The sequence below is a fragment of the Streptomyces sp. NPDC087845 genome (genome assembly GCF_044742755.1).
GTDB lineage: Bacteria > Actinomycetota > Actinomycetes > Streptomycetales > Streptomycetaceae > Streptomyces.
This window is the reverse complement of the sequence record NZ_JBIUVC010000001.1, coordinates 944,461-963,045: the sequence shown is the minus strand read 5'-3', so window position 1 is coordinate 963,045 and position 18,585 is coordinate 944,461. Positions and strand designations below refer to the sequence as shown.

The window sequence follows — 18,585 nt, the reverse complement described above, 5'->3', positions numbered from 1 at the left end:
GATGGGTCATGACGATCAAGGAACGGCGCAGGGCGGCAGAGGGCAGAGTGCGGGCGGCCGAGGACGCGGTGACGCGGCTCAAGGAAGGGTTCTCGGGGGTGGGCATCACGTTGCCGTCGCTGCGGATCGACCCGGTGACGTGTGCGGGGGACGAACCGATGACGCCGCTGGTCGACCTCGGCCGGTGCAACCTCGACACGGCGCTGCGGCTGAGTGTGGTGCTGGAGGCGCAGGGGCTGGCCGGTCATGACGGGTGAGGGGTCGGAGCGGTGCGGGCCGGAGCCCGGGTCGTTCGCGGTGGACACCCGGGACGGGCGGGTGGGGCGCGTGATGGGGTGCGTCGGACCGTACGTGCAGCTGCGGGCGCCGGGCGGTGGGGCGGAGTGGGAGTGTCCGCCGGAGTCGGTGCGCCCGGCCCCGCTCGGGGAGGTGCTGCGGGCCCGGGTCAGGGAGGTCAACCGGGAGGGGCGGCTGCCGTGACGGTGCCGGCCGGGTAGGTACGGCACGGCGGCGGATGTACGGAAGGGCGACGCCCTGGGCGGGTGCCGCCCTTCGGCCGGGTCGGTGAGTTGGTTCAACTTGCCGCACCAGGCGGGGACTTCACGTACGAGCGGTGAAGTCCGGGGGGCGACGAGGCCGGGCGGGAGGGGGGCGTCGGCCTCGGAACCACCTGCCCCGACCTGCCGTGGGAACCCAAGGCCGCGTTCACCGCCGTCGCGGACCATTACCTGAAGCACTGAGAGCGCGGCGCCGGCGCGGTCAGGAAAAGTTCAGGAAGGCCCTGCCAGCGTGCCGTCCCATGACAACCGACATGACCGACACGTATGCGCCCGGCACGCGTTCCCGGGCGCGGCAGATGCTGAACAAGGTCCCGGAAGTGACCATCTACTTCTGGGTGATCAAGGTGCTGTGCACCACTGTGGGAGAGACCGCGGCCGATCTGCTCAACGACAACCTGGGCATGGGGCTGACCAATACCTCGTACCTGATGAGTGCGCTGCTGGTCGTCACCCTGGTCTTCCAGTTCCGGGCGCGCGCCTACGTGCCGAGCCTGTACTGGCTGTCCGTGGTCCTGATCAGCGTGGTCGGCACGCTGATCAGCGACAACCTGACCGACAACCTCGGTGTTCCGCTCCAGACCACGACAGTGGTGTTCGCCGTGGCGCTCGCCGTCACGTTCTTCGCCTGGTATGCGAGTGAGCGGACCCTGTCGATCCACTCGATCCGGACGACGCGCCGCGAGACGTTCTACTGGCTGGCGATCCTGTTCACGTTCGCGCTGGGCACGTCCGCAGGGGACCTCACGGCGGAGAAGCTGAACCTGGGGTACTGGCTCTCCGCGGTCGTGTTCGCCGCGCTGATCGCGGCCGTGGCCCTCGCGCACCGCACGCTGGATTTCAACGCGGTGTGGTCGTTCTGGATCGCGTACGTCCTGACCAGGCCGCTCGGCGCCTCGCTGGGCGACTACCTGTCGCAGCCCACCGCGGACGGCGGGCTGGGGCTGGGCACGGTCGGCACCAGCGTCCTGTTCCTCGTCGTCATCCTCGGCCTGGTCGTCTTCCTGACCCGGACCCGGCGCGATGTGGCGCAGGACGGTGCCGTCGAGACGGCCGGTGCACGGGACGTCAGCCCGCGGGAAGGGTGACGACGAAGCGTGCGCCGGGGGCCGCGGTGTCCAGCGTGATGTCGCCGCCCGCGGCCCTGGCCAGTCGGCGGGCCAGGGCCAGGCCGAGCCCCGCGCCGTCGTGCCCGTCCTCGGGGCGGGCACGGCGGCCGGGTTCGAAGAGCGAGGCGACGAAGTCCTCGGGGACACCGGGGCCGTCGTCGCAGACGTACACCGTGACCTCGCCCGCGCTCGCCGCGCAGGTGAGGGTGATCGAGTGGGTGGCGTAGCGGCGGGCGTTGTCCAGGAGCGGCGTCAGGACGCGCTCGGCGACGTCCGGCGAGACGCCGATGCTCACGTCGGGTGTGCTGCCGTCCGCCACGACGGTCATCGGCGGGGCGTCGGGAAACAGGGCCGCGCTGCGTTCTGCCAGGCGGTGCGCGACGTCGGCGAAACGGGAGCGGCCGGGGGTCTGCGCGTTGCGGGCCCGGACCTCCGACAGCAGCGAGTCACAGATCTGCCGCATGGTCGCGGCGGCGCCCGCGATGGCCTCCAGGGAGCTTTCCCGCTCCTCCGTACTGCGCGGGCGGCCGGTCAGCCACTCGGTTTCGGCGGTGATGCGGGCGAGCGGGGTGCGTAGTTCGTGGGAGAGCTCGGCGGCCTGCTGCTGCTCGTGGCGCAGGACGGCGGCCAGCCGGTCCAGCAGGGCGTCCAGGCTGGTCGCGAACGCGGCGAGTTCGGCGGGCCGGCCCTCGGCACCGAACCGTTCAGGGGCGCCCGCGGCGCTCCACCGGGTGGCCTGCTCACTCATCGCGGCGACGGGGCGCAGGGCCCGTCGTACGACGAGGCGGGTCAGCAGATAGATGGTGGCCAGCAGGAGTACGGCCAGTGCGATCGAACCGACCAGGGCGGTGTCCGCCGTGCTGCGGTACGGGTCGAGGCTCACGGAGCTGACGACGGTGCCGGCCTGGGTGGGTGGGTGCCCCTGCCGGGCGGGGGTGTCGACGGGGAACGCGTACAACCGCCATGACCCGGGGCCCTCGGTGCCGGCGAACGTCTCGCGCCGTCCCGCGAGCCGTGCCGCCTGCGCCTCCAGGCCGACGGGTGCGCTGGGGGGCTTCTCGACCACCGTGCCGCCCTGGAAGATCCAGACCCCTGCGTCCAGGGCCCGGTCCTCGGCCGGCTCCCGGACGACGAGTCGGCCGTCCGGGCGCACGTCCACCGTCGCCGCCACGGCCTCGGCGCGGGTGCGCAGGACGTCGTCGGCCTGTCCGTGGAGCCGGTCGTCGAGGGCGATGTTGAAGACGGTGGTCAGGACGCCGATCCACAGGGCGCTGGTGGCGAGGGCCATCAGGGCGAGGCGGCCGCGGAGGGTGCGGGGTGTGAGGCAGCGGTTCATCGGGGCCTTCTTCGGGGCCTTCGGGGCGGACGCGGCGGAGGGGTTGCCCTTCCGGCCCTCAGCCGAAGCGGTAGCCGATGCCGCGGACGGTGCCGATGGTCTGGGGGCTGTCCGCCTCGCGGAGCTTGCGCCGCAGGCGGGCCAGGTACTGGTCCAGGGTGTTGTCGCTGACCTGCGCCCCCTCCGGCCAGCCCGCCCGCAGCAGGGACCGGCGGCGCACCACGCTCCCGGGGCCGGACATCAGGCACGCCAGCAGGCGGAACTCGGTCGGCGTCAGGGCCACGGGCCGGTCGTGGACTGTCAGCTCGTGCTTCATCGGGTTCAGCCGCATGGCGCCCGCGCTGTCGGCGAGCGTGCTGCCGTGGTGACCGGTGCGGTTCAGGACCGCGCGGACACGGGCCGCGAGCTCGCTGAGGTGGAACGGCTTCACCAGGTAGTCGTCGCCGCCCGAGGCGAAGCCGGAGAGCCGGTCGGTGAGATTGCCGTGTGCGGTCAGGAAGATCACCGGAGCGGTGAAACCCGCCCCGCGCATCGCCTGGCACACATCGCGCCCGTCGGAGTCCGGCAGCCCCACATCGAGCACGACCGCGTGCACCGTCTCGTCGACGGTCCTCAGGGCGGTGGCGCCGTCCACGGCGGTCACGACGTCGAAGTCCTCGTCGCGCAGGCCACGGGCCAGGACATCGCGCAGGCCGTGGTCGTCCTCGACGACGAGAATGCGTGCAGCGGTCACCGGGCCAGTATGCCCCGGCCCGTGCCGGGCACCCCAGCGCGTTCAGGTGCTGTGGTTCGGCCCCGTCAAGCCCCTTGACCCCTGTGACCGGCGACAGCCCGGTCGCGGCCGTTCTCGCAGAGAGGGAGCACGGCGGTCTCAGAAGCCGTTGTCCTACCACTCCTGACGGTTCTACCTGCCGCACCCGTGGCGTGAACTGGATGTGCCCGAGGGACGGTGCGCCGAGGGGCGGCACCATCCCGGGCATCGGGTGGTGCCGCCCCTCATCCACGTCAGGGGTCAGACGCCGGCCGGTTCCTTCGCCGGGCTGTCGGGGCCGGCCGTCGGGGCCGTCGGGCCGCCCGTTGCCGCGACCGCGGGGGCTGCCGGTTCCCGGGAGACGTTGAACTCCGCCAGCAGGTCCTTGCTGAAGCCGAAGAAGTACGTCGCGAGGAATCCGGCGAGATAGCCGACCAGCAGGCCGCCCGCGTAGATCGCGATCGTGGTGCCCAGGCCGTGGTTGCCGTCGAGGAGGGGGAACAGGGCCCAGCCGGACGGGCCGATGGCCGTGGAACCGACCTTGTCGCCGAGCTGGTTGAACAGGCCGATGAAGCCGCCGCCGAACGCACCGCCCACGCACGCCGTGACGAACGGGCGGCCGAGCGGGAGGCTGACGCCGTAGATCAGCGGTTCGCCGACACCCAGCAGACCGGCCGGGAGCGCGGACTTGATCGTCCGGCGGATCGACTCGTTGCGGGGGAGGCGGAAGTAGACCGCCGCGGCCGCGCCGACCTGGCCGGCGCCCGCCATCGCGAGGATCGGCAGCAGGACGGTGTAGCCCTGCTGCTCGATCAGGGTGGTGTGGATCGGGATGAGTGCCTGGTGCAGGCCCAGCATCACCAGGGGGAGGAAGAGACCGCCGAGCACGAAGCCCGCGCCCGCGCCACCGTTGGAGAGCAGCCAGTCGGCGAACGTACCGATGGCCGTGGAGACCTCGCCGGCCACGTACATCAGACCGAAGATCGTCACCAGGCCGGAGACCAGGACCGTGAGGGTCGGGGTGACCAGTACGTCCAGGGCCTCGGGCACCCGGCGGCGGCACCACTTCTCCACGTACACCGCCAGCACCGCCGCGCCCAGCGCACCCAGTACACCGCCTTGGCCGGGGGAGAGCTTCTGGCCGAACGCCTCGATGTTCGCGACGCCCGGGAAGACGATGATCGCGGCGACCGCACCGCCCAGGATCGGCGTACCGCCGAACTCCTTCGCCGTGTTGAAGCCGACGAACACGGCGATCAGCGCCATGAAGCCGGACGCCATCGCGGCCAGCGCGGGTGTGACCGACGTCAGCCAGCCGAGGTTCACCAGCAGGCCGTTGAGACCGGCGATGATGCCGCAGCCGATGAGTGCCGGGATCAGCGGGACGAAGATGTTCGCGATCCGGCGCAGGAACAGCTTGAACGGGGTGGCGTTCTTCGCCTTCCGCGCCGCCTTTATCGCTGCGCCCTGAGCGGCTAGTTCGGCCGCGGAGACGGAAGCGGAGACGGAAGCGGCGGAGGTGGAGGCGGTGGGCATGGTTTCGGCTGCGGTCGCGGTGGCGGCCGTCGCTGCGGCCGGTTCCTGGGCCGCAGCCCTGCCCTCCTCCACCAGCTGTTCGAACTCCGGCGTGACCCGGGCGACGGTGCCTGGGCCGAGGACGATCTGGTACGTGTCGTCCTCGACCACGCCCATGACGGCGGGCACCGCCTTCAGGGCCTCGTCGTCGACGAGCGAGCGGTCGTGCAGGCCCAGCCGGAGCCGGGTCATGCAGTGGGCGATGGAGCTGACGTTCGCGGCGCCACCGACGAGCGGAAGGATCGCGGCGGCGGTGGCGCGGTTCTTGTCTTCTGTTGCCATGGTGCGTGGTGCCTTGCTGTGCGGGGGTGCGGGGGTGGAGCTGGTGGGTCAGGTGGTGCGGGGGGTCGCGGCGAGGGCCTCGCGGAGGTGGCCGCCGGACGCGGTCAGCAGGGTGGCGGCGGTGGGGCCGTCGACCCGGCCGAGGATGGTGAGGATGGCGTTCTTCACTTCGCCGTCGGTCGCGGCGAGGGCGGCCTCGATCTCCTCGTCGGACGCTCCGGTGGCGAGCGAGACGATCCGGCGGGAACGGGCGCGCAGCTTCTCGTTGGAGGCGCGGACGTCGACCATCAGGTTCCCGTACGTCTTGCCGAGCCGGATCATCGTGATCGTCGAGAGCATGTTGAGGACGAGCTTCTGGGCCGTACCCGCCTTGAGCCGGGTGGAGCCGGTGAGCAGCTCCGGGCCGACGACGACCTCGATGCCGTGCTCGGCCGCGGCGCCCAGTGCGGAGTCCGCGTTGCAGGACAGACCGATGGTCAGCGCACCCTGGGCACGGGCGTGTTCGACGGCGCCGATCGCGTACGGCGTACGGCCGGAGGCGGAGATGCCGACCACGGTGTCGTCGGCGGTGAGGTCCAGGGCGTCGAGGTCGGTGGCGGCCAGCTCCTTGCTGTCCTCGGCGCCTTCGACGGCCTTGACCATCGCCGACGGGCCGCCCGCGATCAGGCCGATGACCTCGGAGGGGTCGGTGTTGAAGGTGGGCGGGCACTCGCTGGCGTCCAGGACGCCGAGCCGGCCCGCGGTGCCCGCGCCCGCGTAGATCAGCCGGCCGCCGCGGGCCATGCGCTCGGCGGTGCCGTCGATCGCGGCGGCGATCTCGGGCAGCCGGGCGCCGACCGCGGCCGGGACGGACCGGTCCTCGCCGTTCATGATCCGGGCTATCTCAAGGGTGTCCAGGCGGTCGATCTCGGCGAGCTCGGGCCGGAACGCCTCGGTGGTGAGCGTTTCGAGCTGGGCGCGCAGTTCCCCGTATCCGTCGGGGGTGGTGTCGGCGTCGGTGGTGGAGGTCATGGAGAGCAGCTCTGCTTTCTCGATCTCGTGCGGTTCAGCGGGCGCGGGTGCGGGAGTGAGGGTCGGGTGCGGGAGTGCGGGTCGTTGAGTGCGGGGGTGAGGCCGGGTACAGGGGAGGGAGGCCGGTTGTTCGGGGCGGGTCAGCGGGGGCGCGGGGTGTGGCGGTGGGCCAGCGCCTCGTAGGAGGCGGCGAGCGCCGGTGCGGCCGTTTCGTACGTGCGCTGCGCGACGCCTATGAACAGGCAGTCGACGACGAGCAGCTGGCTCGTACGGCTCGACATGGCGGCGGGCCGCAGCTCGCTCTCCCGGGCGGTGGACGTGGTCAGCACATGGTCGGCGTACTGCGTCACGGGACCGTCGGGGCGGCCGGTGATCGCGATCGTGGTCGCACCGCGGTCGAAGGCGACCCGCAGCGGCTCGATGACATCGACGGTGGAGCCGGAGTGCGTGATCGCGATGGCCACATCGCCGGAGCGGAGCTGCACGGCGTTGGTCACGGCGAGGTGCGGGTCGGTGTGGGAGTGCGCGATCAGGCCGATACGGGCCAGCTTCTGCGCCAGATCCTGGCCGACGAGGGAGGAGGCACCCACGCCGTAGATGTCGATGCGCCGGGCGGTGGCGGCGGCGGCCACCGCGGCACCGAGCTGGACGGTGTCGAGCCCCGCGGCCGTGTCGGCGAGGGTCTGCTGCTCGTCGTAGGCCAGCTTGGCGACCACATCGGCGATCGGGTCGTCGACCGCTATGTCGGCGGTGACGGAGGGGGCCCGGCCCGACTGCTGGTGCGCGGCGAGCCCGGCGAGAGCGAGGCGCAGATCGCGATAGCCGGGGTAGCCGAGGAGGCGGGCCGTGCGGACCACCGTTGCCTCGCTGGTGCCGGTGAGCTCGGCGAGACCGGTGACCGTGAGGGCTGCGCAGGCGGCGGGATCACCGGCGACGGCCTCGGCGACGCGCTGCATGGAGCGGGTCATGGACGGCGCGAGCGTACGCACCTTGGCCGCGAGAGCCGCCGGGGCGGGCGGGGAATCAGCGCTGAAACTTTCCTTCACGTCATTGGTCACATTTGAAAGATATTTTCAACCCGGTTGCCCGTCAACCCCCCTTTGGTCCCTACCTCTGACAGCGCGGAAACGGCAGGGGCGGGCACGGGAAGCGGATGTGCGGGCGGGGTGACAATGGGGCCATGGAGATGAACCCCCTGGAACAGGCGTTGCACACGGCCCGTGCGCTGGTCATGGCCGATCTGGCCGCAGGTGACGTCGCCGATGCCGGGATCGTCTCGCTGGTCGAGGACGCGGTGACCCACCGCCGCTGGTGGGTCGAACAATGGCCCGACGGTGCCTCGTTCGTCGTCGGCCTCGTCGCCCAGGATGTGCAGGACGCGCTCCTCGAACGGTACGGACGCTGGCCGCTCTGCCCGGTCTGCGACGCGGGCGACCCGCACGCCCTGGACGTCGAACCGGAACTGGGCCCGGACCCGCACTGGGTCTGCACCAAGGCCGCCGTGGCCGTCGCGCCGGTCGGTTCGCTGGGCGGGATACCACGGCGGTGACGGTCTATATCGACCCGCCGGACTGGCCGGGGCACGGGCGGTTCTGGTCGCACCTGGTCAGCGACGTCTCCTTCGAGGAACTGCACGTCTTCGCGGCAGCCATCGGCTGTCCGCCCCGCGCGTTCGAGCGGGACCACTACGACGTACCGGAATCGCGGTACGAGGACGCGGTACGGGCCGGGGCGCGGCAGATCGGCTCGAAGGAGCTCGTCCGCCGGATCACGGAGGCCGGTCTGCGGCGGCCCAAGGGGCGGCCGGCCCCCGGCAGCCGTCCGCTTTCCGGCGGCTGACGGGGGTGGGCCTCGTGCCGGCCGGGGCGCTGATCCCGGCCGGGGCGCTGATCCCGGCCGGGTCGGCCGCGCGGCTGACGATCGCGGAGGTGCTCCGGACTCCGGAGCGAGTAGGACGTAAGGGGTACGGAGTGGGGGATACGGGAAGTACGCGTGCGGGCGCGGCTCAGACCGCGGAGGTACCCGCCCCCGCGATCGCCCCCGTGGAGGCTCCCGACACCTCGTCGGACGTTCCCGACGACGCCGTGGCGGGCGACCCGGTCACCCGCCGCGACCGGCCGCCGCCACCGCTGTGCAGCCGCAGCGAGAAAACCACGGCCACCAGCGCCAGGACTGTCATCGCCGCCCCCGCCCACGCGGTCGCCGCGAAACCGAAGTCGGCGTCGATCACCGTGCCGCCCAACCAGGGGCCGCCCGTGTTGCCGAGGTTGAACGCGGCCGTCGTCGTCGCCCCGGCCAGCGTCGGGGCGGCGCCCGCGACGTTGAACATCCGGGCGTTCAGCGCCGGGGCCGTGTAGAACGCCGACACTCCCAGCAGGAACGAGAGCACGACCGCGGCGGCCTGGTTCGACGCGAACAGGGCCAGCGCGACCAGGAAGACCGTCGAGGCCGCGGTGCCGCTCATCAGCACTCCGAAGAGATGCGCGTCAGCGACCCGGCCGCCGATCGTCGTACCGACCAGCGCACCGATCCCGAACAGCGCGAGCACCGTCGGCACCCAGCCGGAGTCCAGCCCGGCGACATCCGTCAGCAGCGGGGACAGATAGCTGAACGCGCAGAAGACACCGCCCGCCGCGAGTGCCGTGATCACGATCGACAGCCACACCTGCCGGTCCCGGTAGATGCTCATCTCCCGCTTGATCCGCGGCTTCTGCTCCGGCAGCGGAATGCGCGGGATCAGCGTTGCCACTCCGATCAGCGCCACGGCGGACGCCGCACCCACGGCCCAGAACGCCGACCGCCAGCCGAGGTTCTCACCCAGGAAGGCGCCCAGGGGCACGCCCAGCACATTGGCGATCGACAGACCGCCGATCATCACGGCCATGGCACGGGCCCGGGCGTTCACCGGCACCATCGCGATGGCGACCGCCGCCCCCACCGCCCAGAACCCCGCGCAGGCGAAGGCACTCACGACACGGGACGCGAAGAGCACCTCGTACGTCGGAGCCAGCGCGCCCGCCACCTGGCCGAGGCCGAAGACGGAGATCAGGGCGATGAGTGTGGTGCGGCGCGGGAGCCGGAGTGTGGCCACGGCGAGCAGCGGGGCGCCGATCACCATGCCGATCGCGAAGGCGGATATGAGGAGTCCGGCCCGCGGGATGGACACGTTCATGTCGTCGGCGATGGGCGGCAGCAGCCCGGAGAGCATGAATTCGCTGGTCCCCAGGGCGAAGACCGAGAGCCCCAGAATGTAGACGGCAAGGGGCATACGTGAGCGTCGAGCGGCAGAGTCGGGCATGACAGCTGCCAACAGTGGGCCGGGCCGCCGCATTCCCGCCACCGACGTGTTCCGGCCGCCGCCCGGTCGGCCGGCGCCCGGTCGACCACCGCCCCGCGGAGGCACCGGGCGTTCAGTGGCTGAGCAGCTCCAGCTCGGTCGACAGGTTCTGCCGCGCCCGGGGTTCCCACCGGTCCGCCCCGTGCGGAGTACGGAACAGCCGCGGCAGCCCGAGCAGCTGGCGCAGCACCGTCGCCCGCCCCTCCCGGAACGCGTCGTCGGGCACGAAGCCGTACTCCTCCCGCACCTGCGCCGCGTACGCCGCGTACTCCTTCGGGGCCGCAGCCAGGATCGCCAGGTCCGCGTCGCACAGCACCTCGCCGTTGGCGTCGCCGTCCGCCGGATCGTGGGTGACGGTGAGCCGGACGAGCCGGGCGACCTCGGCCGTGGCGTCGGCCGGTACGCCGGCCTCCGGAAGGGCGCGTTCGGCGAGGGCGGCGCTGCGTTCCTCGTTCTCGGACCGGTCGGGCCGGTAGACCGCGTCGTGGAACCAGGCGGCCAGTCGCACGGCCTGCGCGTCGGCCGCGTACCCGGCGAGCGTGTCGATGCGGTCGAGCACCGCGACCAGGTGCGCGGTGGTGTGGTACCGCCGCTGCGGCTCGGCCCAGCGTGCCAGGAGGTTGTCGGCGTACGGCCGCGGATCGGGGGAGGGCGCGCCGCCCCGGACGGCGACGAGGGCGGTGTGCCAGCGGTCCCGGAGGACATCGGCGGTAGCGCCCGCTTCGTGAACGCCGCCCGTCCCGGGGGCAGGGTTTTCGCGCGAACTGTCGGTCATGGGACGACCGTAGCCGGGGACCGGACGGCCCGGGGGGTCCTCGGGCCGGGGCTGTCGCGGGGGCGGCGGGGTGGGGGTGGTGGTGAACGTGACACTTCGGGTCCTTGGTGTCACGTTTTTGCGATGGGGGTGTCTTCGTGGCTGGATACGGGGGTTGTGTGGGCGGCGATGGCCGTCCGGTGGGGCGGGCGCCGTGACCGGGGCGGGGTCCGGCGCCGCTCCGGCGGGGTGGGGGTGGTGGTGAACGTGACACTTCGGGTCCTTGGTGTCACGTTTTTGCGATGGGGGTGTCTTCGCGGCGGGGCACGGGAGTCGTGTGGGCGGCGATGGCCGTCCGGTGGGGCGGGCGCCGCGGCCGGGGCGGGGGCCGGCGCCGCTCCGGCGGGGTGGGGGTGGTGGTGAACGTGACACTTCGGGGCCTTGGTGTCACGTTTTTGCGATGGGGTGTCTTCGTGGCTGGGCACGGGAGTCGTGTGGGCGGCGATGGCCGTCCGGTGGGGCGGGCGCCGTGACCGGGGCGGGGTCCGGCGCCGCTCCGGCGGGGAAGGGCGGATTCAGTGGCCGGGCGGTGTGTCCAGGGCCAGTGCGGCGAAGGTGGCCAGCCAGTGATCCGTATGGAAGTCGCCGGAGGAGACCGCGGGCAGGCCGACGGCGAGATGGGCCTCGGCCGACGTGGTCAGGACGGTGCGGGCGGGGCCCTCGCCCAGGGCCTCGGCGATTGTGCGGAGAGCGGCCGCCCGGCTCAGCGTGAGGCCCAGGAGATGGCCGATCTGCGGATCCGAGTGGTCGGAGATCACGGGCGGGGCGAGCAACGGGGAGTCCGTCAGGCCCGGCAGGAACGTGGCCAGCCAGGCACGGAACTCGGCGACGGGCAGCACCCGGCGCATCGCGTCCGCCTCGGTCAGGGCGGGGGAGAGGAAGTCCTGGCCGGACGGCTCCCAGTGGACGGGGGCGTCGTGGTCCGTGGCGAACCAGGTGCGCAGCCGGTCCGCCACCGAGCCGAGGACCGAGCCGCGCAGCCCGGCGCGTTCCCCCGCGTCCAGGATCAGGCCCAGGCCGAACGCGCTGTTGGGGTGGATCCCGTGCCGGATCGGGTACGTCGCCCTGGGCAGCCAGCCGGTGAGGAGTTCGCCGACCGTGTCCACGGCCGGGGCGAGGGCATCGGCCCAGCGGTCGCCCTCGGGGGTGGCGAGCGCCCGGCACTCCGCCGCCAACGCCACCAGCCACGCCCAGCCGTAGGGGCGTTCGAAGTGCGGCCGGTCGCGGAGGTAGGCCGCTTCCACCGCGAGGTTCTCAGGGGTGAGATGGGAGTTCAGCACCTCGTGGACGCGCGTGGTGACACCGGCAGGGAGGTCGCCGGTGGTGGAGAAGCGGCGCAGCAGGCGGACGAGCAGCCAGTGCATGTGCACGGTGGAGTGCCAGTCGTACGCCCCGTAGAACGCGGGGTGCAGTGTGCGGGGCGCGATCAGTTCCCCGGGGCCCGTGTACAGATGGGCCGGGGCGTTGGGGTATTCGCGTACGACATTGGCCAGGGCCAGCTCCGCGAACGGGACGGCGTACGGGGCGGGGAGCGCGGGGGACATCGGGGTCACTCCAGACGGGGTGGACGAGCCGCTCGGGTCAAAGGGTGGCGGCGCGGGTCAAAGGGTTCGGGGCGGCTCGGGGGGTGGCTCGGGGGCGGCCGCGGGCGGGTCGGGGCGGGTCGGGGCGGCCCGGGTCAGAAGGCGAAGAGGGCCATGATCGCGATGTTGCGGACCAGCAGGGCCGCCGCCGTGGGGAGTTGGGCCTTGATGGGGCCGTACTGGTCCTTGAGTTCGAGGAGAGCGGCGGGGACCGGATTGAAGTTGGCGGCCATCGGCGTGACCAGGGTGCCGCAGAAGCCGCAGAGCATGCCGATCGCGAGGACCGCAGGCGCGTTGCCGTTCATCTGCTCGATGGGCAACCGGATCGGCCTGCGTACGGAGGGGCCGGCCCTGACGCGGGCCCGCGAGGGCGAACTGCCCAGCGAGGGAATGGTCCTCGGCGCGCTCCAGGTGCCGCCGGACGGGCGCCCGGTGGTGTTCCTCAACGACCATCCGACGACCGGGGGCCACCCGGTCGTCGGCGTCGTGCGCGAAACCGCACTCGCGGGCGCGGCACAGGCGGTGCCGGGAACCCGGGTGCGGTTCGTGCGGGCGGATCGGTGACCGGTGTCACGCCGCGGCCCTGAACCCCCGCAGCCGCAGCGAGTTGCCGACCACGAAGACCGACGAGAACGCCATCGCCGCGCCCGCGATCATCGGGTTGAGCAGCCCGGCCGCGGCGAGCGGGAGAGCGGCCACGTTGTAGGCGAAGGCCCAGAACAGGTTCGTACGGATGGTTCCGAGCGTCCTGCGGGAGAGCCGGATCGCGTCCGCCGCCGCGCGCAGGTCTCCGCGGACCAGGGTCAGGTCACCGGCCTCGATCGCGGCGTCCGTGCCGGTTCCCATCGCCAGACCCAGGTCGGCCTGGGCGAGGGCGGCCGCGTCGTTGACCCCGTCGCCGACCATGGCGACCGAACGGCCCTGGGCCTGGAGGTCCTTGACGACGCCGACCTTGTCCTCCGGCATGACCTCCGCGTACACCTTCTCGATCCCGACCTCGGCCGCGACGGCCTCGGCCACCGCCCGGTTGTCGCCGGTGAGCAGGATCGGGGTCAGACCGAGGGCCCGCAGCCGCTCGATGGCCTCCGCGCTGGTGTCCTTCACCGCGTCGGCGACTTCGAGGACCGCCCGTGCCTCCCCGTCCCAGGCGACCGCGACGGCCGTCCGCCCGGCGGCCTCCGCGTCGGCCTTGCGCCGGGCCAGCTCCACCGGCAGGTGGATCTCCCACTCGCCGAGCAGCTGCTCGCGGCCGACGAGGACGGCGTGGCCCTCGACGACCCCCTGGACGCCGAGGCCCGCGATGTTGGCGAAGTCCTCGGGCGTGGGCAGGGCGGTGCCGGTGCGCTCGACGGCTCCGGCGGCGACGGCCTGTGCGATGGGGTGCTCCGAGGAGTGCTCCAGGGCGCCCGCGAGCCGCAGCACGTCGTCCTCGTCCGTACCGTCCGCGGTGTGGACGTCCAGCAGGGTCATCCGGCCGGTGGTGACGGTGCCGGTCTTGTCGAGGACGATCGTGTCGACGCGGCGGGTGGTCTCCAGGACCTCCGGGCCCTTGATCAGGATGCCGAGCTGGGCGCCGCGTCCCGTACCGACCATGAGGGCGGTCGGGGTGGCGAGGCCCAGGGCGCAGGGGCAGGCGATGATCAGTACGGCGACGGCGGCGGTGAACGCGGCCGTCAGCCCCGCGCCGTTGCCGAGCCAGAAGCCGAGCGTGCCGAGAGCCAGCGCGATGACGACGGGGACGAAGACGGCCGAAATCCGGTCGGCGAGGCGCTGGGCCGCCGCCTTGCCGTTCTGCGCGTCCTCGACGAGCTTGGCCATCCGGGCCAGCTGGGTGTCGGCGCCGATCCGGGTCGCTTCGACGACGAGCCGGCCGCCCGCGTTCAGCGTGGCCCCGGTGACAGCGTCGCCGACGCCGACCTCCACGGGTACGGACTCACCGGTGAGCATCGACGCGTCCACGGCCGACGCGCCTTCCACGACGGTGCCGTCGGTGGCGATCTTCTCGCCGGGACGGACCAGGAACCGGTCCCCGACCTGGAGATCGGCGGTCGGCACGGTCACCTCGCGGCCACCGCGCAGCACGGTCACCTCCTTGGCGCCGAGTTCGAGGAGCGCCTTGAGCGCGGCGCCCGCCTTCCGCTTGGAGCGGGCTTCGAAGTAGCGCCCGGCGAGGATGAACGCGGTGACTCCGGCGGCGGCCTCCAGATAGATGTTCCCCGCGCCGTCACTCCGCCCGATGGTCAGCTCGAAGGGGTGTGTCATGCCGGTCATCCCGGCGGTGCCGAAGAACAGCGCCCACACCGACCACAGGAACGCGGCCGAGGTGCCGACCGAGATCAGCGTGTCCATCGTCGCCGCGCCGTGCCGGGCGTTGGTCCAGGCGGCGCGGTGGAACGGCCAGGCGGCGTACGTGACGACGGGCGCCGCCAGGGTCAGCGAGAGCCACTGCCAGTAGTCGAACTGGAGCGCCGGGACCATCGCCATCGCGATCACCGGTACGGCGAGCGCCACGGCGGTGAGCAGCCGCTGCCGCAGGGGCCGCAGCTCGTCGGCCTCCGCGGCCTCGGGACCGCCGTCCTCGGCGACCACCGCGGGCGCGGGCTCCTGCGCGGTGTAGCCGGTCTTCTCGACGGTGGCGATCAGGTCCTGTACGGAGATGTCCTCGCCCCGGTAGCTGACCTTGGCCTTCTCGGTGGCGTAGTTGACGGTGGCCTCGACGCCGTCCATCCGGTTGAGCTTCTTCTCGATACGGGCCGCGCAGGAGGCGCAGGTCATGCCGCCGATCGCGAGCTCGACCTCTGCGGTGGCGCCGACGGCTGTGCCGGGACCGGTGCCGGTTCCGGTTGTGGCGGTGTGCGCGGACACGATGTCCTCCCTGGCGGAGATGTTTCATACCCCTAGGGGGTATGCGTTGCAAGTTCAGGTATACCCCCCACCCCTATGAAACGCAAGGGCGAATATGCCGCCGGGATTCGGAGTGCGTGCGTCCGGTCATCGGGAGTGCGTCTGACCTCACGTATCTTCACGTCGCATGGAGGCTGCGCCTCCGGCCTACCGCCCCGTAGGCTGGTCATTGGACTAGACCTATTGCCGCTTCCTGGAGGATTGGGATCCCATGAGCAACCGTGCAGTCCTGGAGGTGATCGCTCTCGACGCGGAGGACGCGGTCGCTGCCCAGGCGGGTGGTGCGGACCGGCTTGAGCTGGTCACCGACATGGCGGCGGACGGCCTGACCCCGTCCTGCGCGACCTTCGCGGAGATCCGGGCGGCGGTGGACATCCCGCTGCGCGTGATGCTCAGGCTGGAGGACGGCTTCGCCGCGGGCGACATCGACGCGCTCGTCGCCAAGGCGCGCGAGCTGCGGGCGGAGGGCGCCGAGGAGTTCGTCATGGGCTTCCTGGACGCCGGGGGCCATCCGGACCTGGTCGCCGTCGAACGGCTCGTCGCCGAGCTGGACGGCTGCCGCTGGACCTTCCACCGCGCGATCGACCGGGCCGCCGACCGGGACGCCCTGCGCAAGCAGCTGGCGGACATGCCCGGCCTGGACACGTACCTCACGGCGGGTTCGCCGAAGGGCGTCGACGACGGCATCCCGACGCTGCTCGTCGAGTCGGCGCGCAAGGGAGAGCCCGGGTACGAACCGCGGATCCTGGTCGGCGGCGGGCTCCGCCTGGACCACCTCCCGGAGCTGCTGGACGCGGGCATCGACGCGGTCCACATCGGCGGCGCCGCGCGCCCGCACGGATGGTCGGGGCCGGTGGACGTGGAGGCGGTACGGGAATGGCGGACGGTGCTCGACGCGTAGCGGGTCGGGGCGACACGGGGCGGGGCGGAGTGGTTTGCCGGGCCCGCCCCGGCCGCGTTGTCCTCGAACGCCGGACGGGCCCGGTGCTGCCGGGTGCGGTGACCGGGGCGGAGCCCCGGTTCGGGGAGGGCGGGGCAGAGAACGGGCCCGCCGCGGGTGCACACCCGCCCCGTGCCCCTTGCCCGCCCCCACCCGCCCCGCCCCCACTCGCGCTTGGCCGCCCCCGCCCCTGCCCGCCCCCGCCGCTACACCAGCTCGCCCGGCAGCTCCGCCGCGTGGACCACCGTCAGCCCCGAGACCGCACGCGTCAGCGCCACGTACAGCCGCCGGAGCCCCGTGCGCTCGTCGGGCTCGCCGTCCACCACCGCGGCCGGCTCGTCCAGTACCACGTAGTCGTACTCAAGGCCCTTCGCCAGCGACGCCGGGACCAGGGTCAGCCGGGACTCCGCGGTCGTCTCCTCACCGGGGGAGAGATACGTGTGCCCCGCGGCGGTCAGCGCGTCCGCCAGCGCCGGAATCCGCGCGTCCGCCGCGATCAGGCCGATCGACCCCTCCCGCGTCAGCGACTCCTCGCACGCCTCCAGGACCGCCGCGTCCAGGTCCGCCGGACCGGCCACCCCCCGTACCTCCAGCGAACCCGGCGACTCACGCACCGACTCCACCGCCGCGAGGCCCGGCGAGATCACCGGGAGCAGCCGTGACGCGTACGCGATCACCTCGCGCGGTACGCGGAAGCCCGCCGTCAGCTCCTCCACCACCGCGTCCGACTTGCCCAGGTGGTGAAGCGCCTGCGACCAGCTCTCCGTCGACCACGGCGTCGTGCCCTGCGCGAGGTCGCCGAGGACCGTCGCCGAGCCCGTCGTGCAGCGGCGGCCCACCGCCCGGTACTGCATGGGGGACAGGTCCTGCGCCTCGTCGAGCACGACATGGCCGAGCGAGTGCGTACGCGCCACCAGATCGCTCGCCTCGTCGATCAGCACCGCGTCCGCCACCGACCACTTCGCGGACTTCACGCTGCGGGCCGGCCTGGTCCACAGGATCGTCTTCTGCTCGTCCTCGGTGAGCAGCCCCTCAGCATGCGCGGCCAGGAACTCCGCGTCCGACAGCAGCCGCAGCACCAGCTTGGCCGGATCGACGGCCGGCCAGATCGCCTTCACGGCCGCCTTCACGGCGGGGGTACGGGCCACCGCGTTCTGCACCCGGTCGTCGGGCGCCTCCCCCGCCTCCTCCATCCGGACCAGGACGGAGTGCGCGATCCGCTGCGGAAGCGCCTCGTGGGCGGCCCCGTACCGCATGTCCCGGGCCAGGAGCTCGGCGACGATCTCCTCCAGCTCGTACACGGGCACCCGCCACCGCCGCGAGCCGCGCACCACCATCACCGGCTCCGTCGGCGGCGTCACGTGCGAACGGATCGCCCGCCGCAGCACCTCCGCCATCCTGGCGTCGCCCTTGACGACCGCCGCGGCCGCCGCGTCCGCGCCGCGCACCTCGATGCCCGCCGTCACCAGATCGTCGACGGTCGCCTGCTTCACCTCCAGCTCACCGAGGGCCGGGAGCACCTGCTCGATGTAGTGGAGGAAGGAACGGTTCGGCCCGATGACCAGCGTGCCGGTACGGGCGAGCCGCTCCCGGTGCGCGTACAGCAGATACGCGACACGGTGCAGGCCGACGGCCGTCTTGCCGGTACCGGGCCCGCCCTGCACGCAGACCGTCCCGCCGAGCCCGCTGCGGACGATCTCGTCCTGCTCGGGCTGGATCGTCGCGACGATGTCACGCATCGGACCGACACGCGGCCGCTCGATCTCCGCCTGGAGGAGCTTGCTGGTCTGCGCGGCCTCGGTGGGGTCGGTGAGGTGCTCGTCCTCGTACGCGGTCAGCTCACCGCCGGTGTAGCCGAAGCGGCGGCGCTGCCCGACGTCCTGGGGATCCTTCCTGGAGGCCCGGTAGAACGGCTGCGAGACGGGCGCGCGCCAGTCGATCACCATCGGGTCGCCGTCGGCGTCGTGGACGTGACGGCGCCCGATGTAGAACTGCTCTCCCTCGGCACCCTCGGCCTGCTCCGCACCGACGTGGTGCAGATAGTCCAGCCGCCCGAAGAAGAGCGGGGTGTGGGCGAGATCGGCGAGGGACTTGATGCGCTCGTCGATCTGGGCCTGCAGCACGGCCGCGTTGACCCAGTTCGCGGTGACGTCGCGGATGTCGAGCGCCTGGGCGTCCTCCCGCATGGCGCGCAAGGCGGAACGGGACGCGGTGAGATGGGCGCGTTCACGAGCCAGGGGATCGGTGGTGGTGGTGTCGCTTTCGTGTTCGTGCGCGGGCACGGTGTTGCCTCCGGCTTTTCAACGCAGGACGGCGGACCGCACCTCGCCCCCGGCCACTGCTCGGGGCGATGCGGTCCGCTCGGGGATCGATCACTGGGTACGTA

At 72.5% G+C, this 18,585-nt stretch carries 16 protein-coding genes and 2 pseudogenes; 7 read left to right on the top strand and 11 right to left on the bottom strand.

Features of this window, described 5'->3' with window-relative positions; all coding sequences use genetic code 11:
- Positions 1 to 8 precede the first annotated feature (8 nt).
- From ACIOMQ_RS04475 to ACIOMQ_RS04465, 3 genes are all read left to right on the top strand, one after another.
- On the top strand, positions 9 to 257 hold the full coding sequence (locus ACIOMQ_RS04475; protein WP_362195160.1) for a hypothetical protein: 249 nt from the start codon (positions 9 to 11) through the stop codon (positions 255 to 257).
- On the top strand, positions 247 to 480 hold the full coding sequence (locus tag ACIOMQ_RS04470; RefSeq protein ID WP_362195163.1) for a hypothetical protein: 234 nt from the start codon (positions 247 to 249) through the stop codon (positions 478 to 480). Before ACIOMQ_RS04475 ends, ACIOMQ_RS04470 begins: the two co-directional genes overlap by 11 nt.
- Positions 481 to 799: 319 nt before the next feature.
- Positions 800 to 1,645 carry a hypothetical protein gene (locus ACIOMQ_RS04465; RefSeq protein WP_401262974.1) on the top strand — a complete coding sequence of 282 codons (846 nt, stop codon included), beginning with the start codon at positions 800 to 802 and terminating at the stop codon, positions 1,643 to 1,645.
- Here ACIOMQ_RS04465 and ACIOMQ_RS04460 read toward each other — a convergent pair.
- From ACIOMQ_RS04460 to ACIOMQ_RS04440, 5 genes are all read right to left on the bottom strand, one after another.
- On the bottom strand, positions 1,626 to 3,002 hold the full coding sequence (locus ACIOMQ_RS04460) for an ATP-binding protein (RefSeq protein ID WP_362195166.1): 1,377 nt from the start codon (positions 3,000 to 3,002) through the stop codon (positions 1,626 to 1,628). The two genes, ACIOMQ_RS04465 and ACIOMQ_RS04460, sit on opposite strands and share 20 nt — an antisense overlap.
- 58 nt (positions 3,003 to 3,060) lie before the next feature.
- Positions 3,061 to 3,735, bottom strand: a complete 675-nt coding sequence (locus ACIOMQ_RS04455; RefSeq protein ID WP_401758847.1) for a response regulator transcription factor — start codon at positions 3,733 to 3,735, stop codon at positions 3,061 to 3,063.
- 279 nt (positions 3,736 to 4,014) lie between these two features.
- A complete protein-coding gene (locus tag ACIOMQ_RS04450) occupies positions 4,015 to 5,610 on the bottom strand; it encodes a PTS transporter subunit EIIC (RefSeq protein WP_402187813.1) in 1,596 nt (531 codons plus the stop codon).
- Between the two features lie 48 nt (positions 5,611 to 5,658).
- Positions 5,659 to 6,621 (bottom strand): N-acetylmuramic acid 6-phosphate etherase, encoded by a 963-nt coding sequence (gene murQ / locus ACIOMQ_RS04445; protein ID WP_362195175.1) that lies wholly within the window; start codon positions 6,619 to 6,621, stop codon positions 5,659 to 5,661.
- Between the two features lie 140 nt (positions 6,622 to 6,761).
- Positions 6,762 to 7,679: a MurR/RpiR family transcriptional regulator gene (locus ACIOMQ_RS04440; protein ID WP_362195178.1), complete on the bottom strand. Its 918-nt coding sequence runs from the start codon at positions 7,677 to 7,679 to the stop codon at positions 6,762 to 6,764.
- Between the two features lie 122 nt (positions 7,680 to 7,801).
- Here ACIOMQ_RS04440 and ACIOMQ_RS04435 point away from each other — a divergent pair, with 122 nt between their 5' ends.
- Complete coding sequence (locus tag ACIOMQ_RS04435) at positions 7,802 to 8,170, top strand: hypothetical protein (RefSeq protein ID WP_362195180.1); 369 nt, start codon at positions 7,802 to 7,804, stop codon at positions 8,168 to 8,170.
- Entirely contained in the window at positions 8,167 to 8,460 is a 294-nt protein-coding gene (locus tag ACIOMQ_RS04430) for a DUF4031 domain-containing protein (RefSeq protein ID WP_362195183.1), read from the top strand. The genes ACIOMQ_RS04435 and ACIOMQ_RS04430 overlap by 4 nt, the downstream gene beginning before the upstream one ends.
- Positions 8,461 to 8,626: 166 nt before the next feature.
- Here the strand turns inward: ACIOMQ_RS04430 and ACIOMQ_RS04425 are convergent, their stop codons facing one another.
- From ACIOMQ_RS04425 to ACIOMQ_RS04410, 4 genes and pseudogenes are all read right to left on the bottom strand, one after another.
- The gene (locus ACIOMQ_RS04425; RefSeq protein ID WP_362195186.1) at positions 8,627 to 9,889 is read right to left on the bottom strand and encodes a Cmx/CmrA family chloramphenicol efflux MFS transporter; all 1,263 of its coding nucleotides are present in this window, start codon (positions 9,887 to 9,889) and stop codon (positions 8,627 to 8,629) included.
- Between the two features lie 142 nt (positions 9,890 to 10,031).
- The gene (locus tag ACIOMQ_RS04420; RefSeq protein ID WP_362195189.1) at positions 10,032 to 10,733 is read right to left on the bottom strand and encodes a hypothetical protein; all 702 of its coding nucleotides are present in this window, start codon (positions 10,731 to 10,733) and stop codon (positions 10,032 to 10,034) included.
- Between the two features lie 554 nt (positions 10,734 to 11,287).
- Positions 11,288 to 12,316, bottom strand: a complete 1,029-nt coding sequence (locus tag ACIOMQ_RS04415; protein ID WP_401936926.1) for a DUF2891 domain-containing protein — start codon at positions 12,314 to 12,316, stop codon at positions 11,288 to 11,290.
- 134 nt (positions 12,317 to 12,450) lie between these two features.
- Positions 12,451 to 12,669 (bottom strand): annotated as a pseudogene (locus tag ACIOMQ_RS04410) (5-oxoproline transporter, DUF979 family subunit); the annotation flags it as partial.
- Positions 12,670 to 12,673: 4 nt separating this feature from the next.
- On the opposite strand from ACIOMQ_RS04410, the pseudogene ACIOMQ_RS04405 reads away from it, so the two are divergent.
- A pseudogene (locus tag ACIOMQ_RS04405) lies at positions 12,674 to 12,919 on the top strand (allophanate hydrolase subunit 2 family protein); the annotation flags it as partial.
- 6 nt (positions 12,920 to 12,925) lie between these two features.
- Here ACIOMQ_RS04405 and ACIOMQ_RS04400 read toward each other — a convergent pair.
- Positions 12,926 to 15,220 carry a heavy metal translocating P-type ATPase gene (locus ACIOMQ_RS04400; protein WP_401936929.1) on the bottom strand — a complete coding sequence of 765 codons (2,295 nt, stop codon included), beginning with the start codon at positions 15,218 to 15,220 and terminating at the stop codon, positions 12,926 to 12,928.
- 250 nt (positions 15,221 to 15,470) lie between these two features.
- Here ACIOMQ_RS04400 and ACIOMQ_RS04395 point away from each other — a divergent pair, with 250 nt between their 5' ends.
- Positions 15,471 to 16,160 (top strand): copper homeostasis protein CutC, encoded by a 690-nt coding sequence (locus tag ACIOMQ_RS04395; RefSeq protein WP_362195199.1) that lies wholly within the window; start codon positions 15,471 to 15,473, stop codon positions 16,158 to 16,160.
- A gap of 245 nt (positions 16,161 to 16,405) precedes the next feature.
- On the opposite strand, the gene ACIOMQ_RS04390 is transcribed toward ACIOMQ_RS04395, so the two are convergent.
- Positions 16,406 to 18,481, bottom strand: coding sequence for a HelD family protein (locus ACIOMQ_RS04390; RefSeq protein ID WP_402187811.1), 2,076 nt, complete (start codon positions 18,479 to 18,481; stop codon positions 16,406 to 16,408).
- Positions 18,482 to 18,585 lie beyond the last annotated feature (104 nt).

Excerpts from the sequence above, each read along its gene's own strand:
- ACIOMQ_RS04475 (WP_362195160.1), top strand. The coding sequence starts at position 9 with ATGACGATCAAGGAACGGCGCAGGGCGGCAGAGGGCAGAGTGCGGGCG.
- ACIOMQ_RS04425 (WP_362195186.1), bottom strand. The coding sequence starts at position 9,889 with ATGCCCCTTGCCGTCTACATTCTGGGGCTCTCGGTCTTCGCCCTGGGG.
- murQ (WP_362195175.1), bottom strand. The coding sequence starts at position 6,621 with ATGACCTCCACCACCGACGCCGACACCACCCCCGACGGATACGGGGAA.
- ACIOMQ_RS04465 (WP_401262974.1), top strand. The coding sequence starts at position 800 with ATGACAACCGACATGACCGACACGTATGCGCCCGGCACGCGTTCCCGG.
- ACIOMQ_RS04450 (WP_402187813.1), bottom strand. The coding sequence starts at position 5,610 with ATGGCAACAGAAGACAAGAACCGCGCCACCGCCGCCGCGATCCTTCCG.
- ACIOMQ_RS04470 (WP_362195163.1), top strand. The coding sequence starts at position 247 with ATGACGGGTGAGGGGTCGGAGCGGTGCGGGCCGGAGCCCGGGTCGTTC.
- ACIOMQ_RS04415 (WP_401936926.1), bottom strand. The coding sequence starts at position 12,316 with ATGTCCCCCGCGCTCCCCGCCCCGTACGCCGTCCCGTTCGCGGAGCTG.
- ACIOMQ_RS04460 (WP_362195166.1), bottom strand. The coding sequence starts at position 3,002 with ATGAACCGCTGCCTCACACCCCGCACCCTCCGCGGCCGCCTCGCCCTG.
- ACIOMQ_RS04395 (WP_362195199.1), top strand. The coding sequence starts at position 15,471 with ATGAGCAACCGTGCAGTCCTGGAGGTGATCGCTCTCGACGCGGAGGAC.
- ACIOMQ_RS04435 (WP_362195180.1), top strand. The coding sequence starts at position 7,802 with ATGGAGATGAACCCCCTGGAACAGGCGTTGCACACGGCCCGTGCGCTG.
- ACIOMQ_RS04420 (WP_362195189.1), bottom strand. The coding sequence starts at position 10,733 with ATGACCGACAGTTCGCGCGAAAACCCTGCCCCCGGGACGGGCGGCGTT.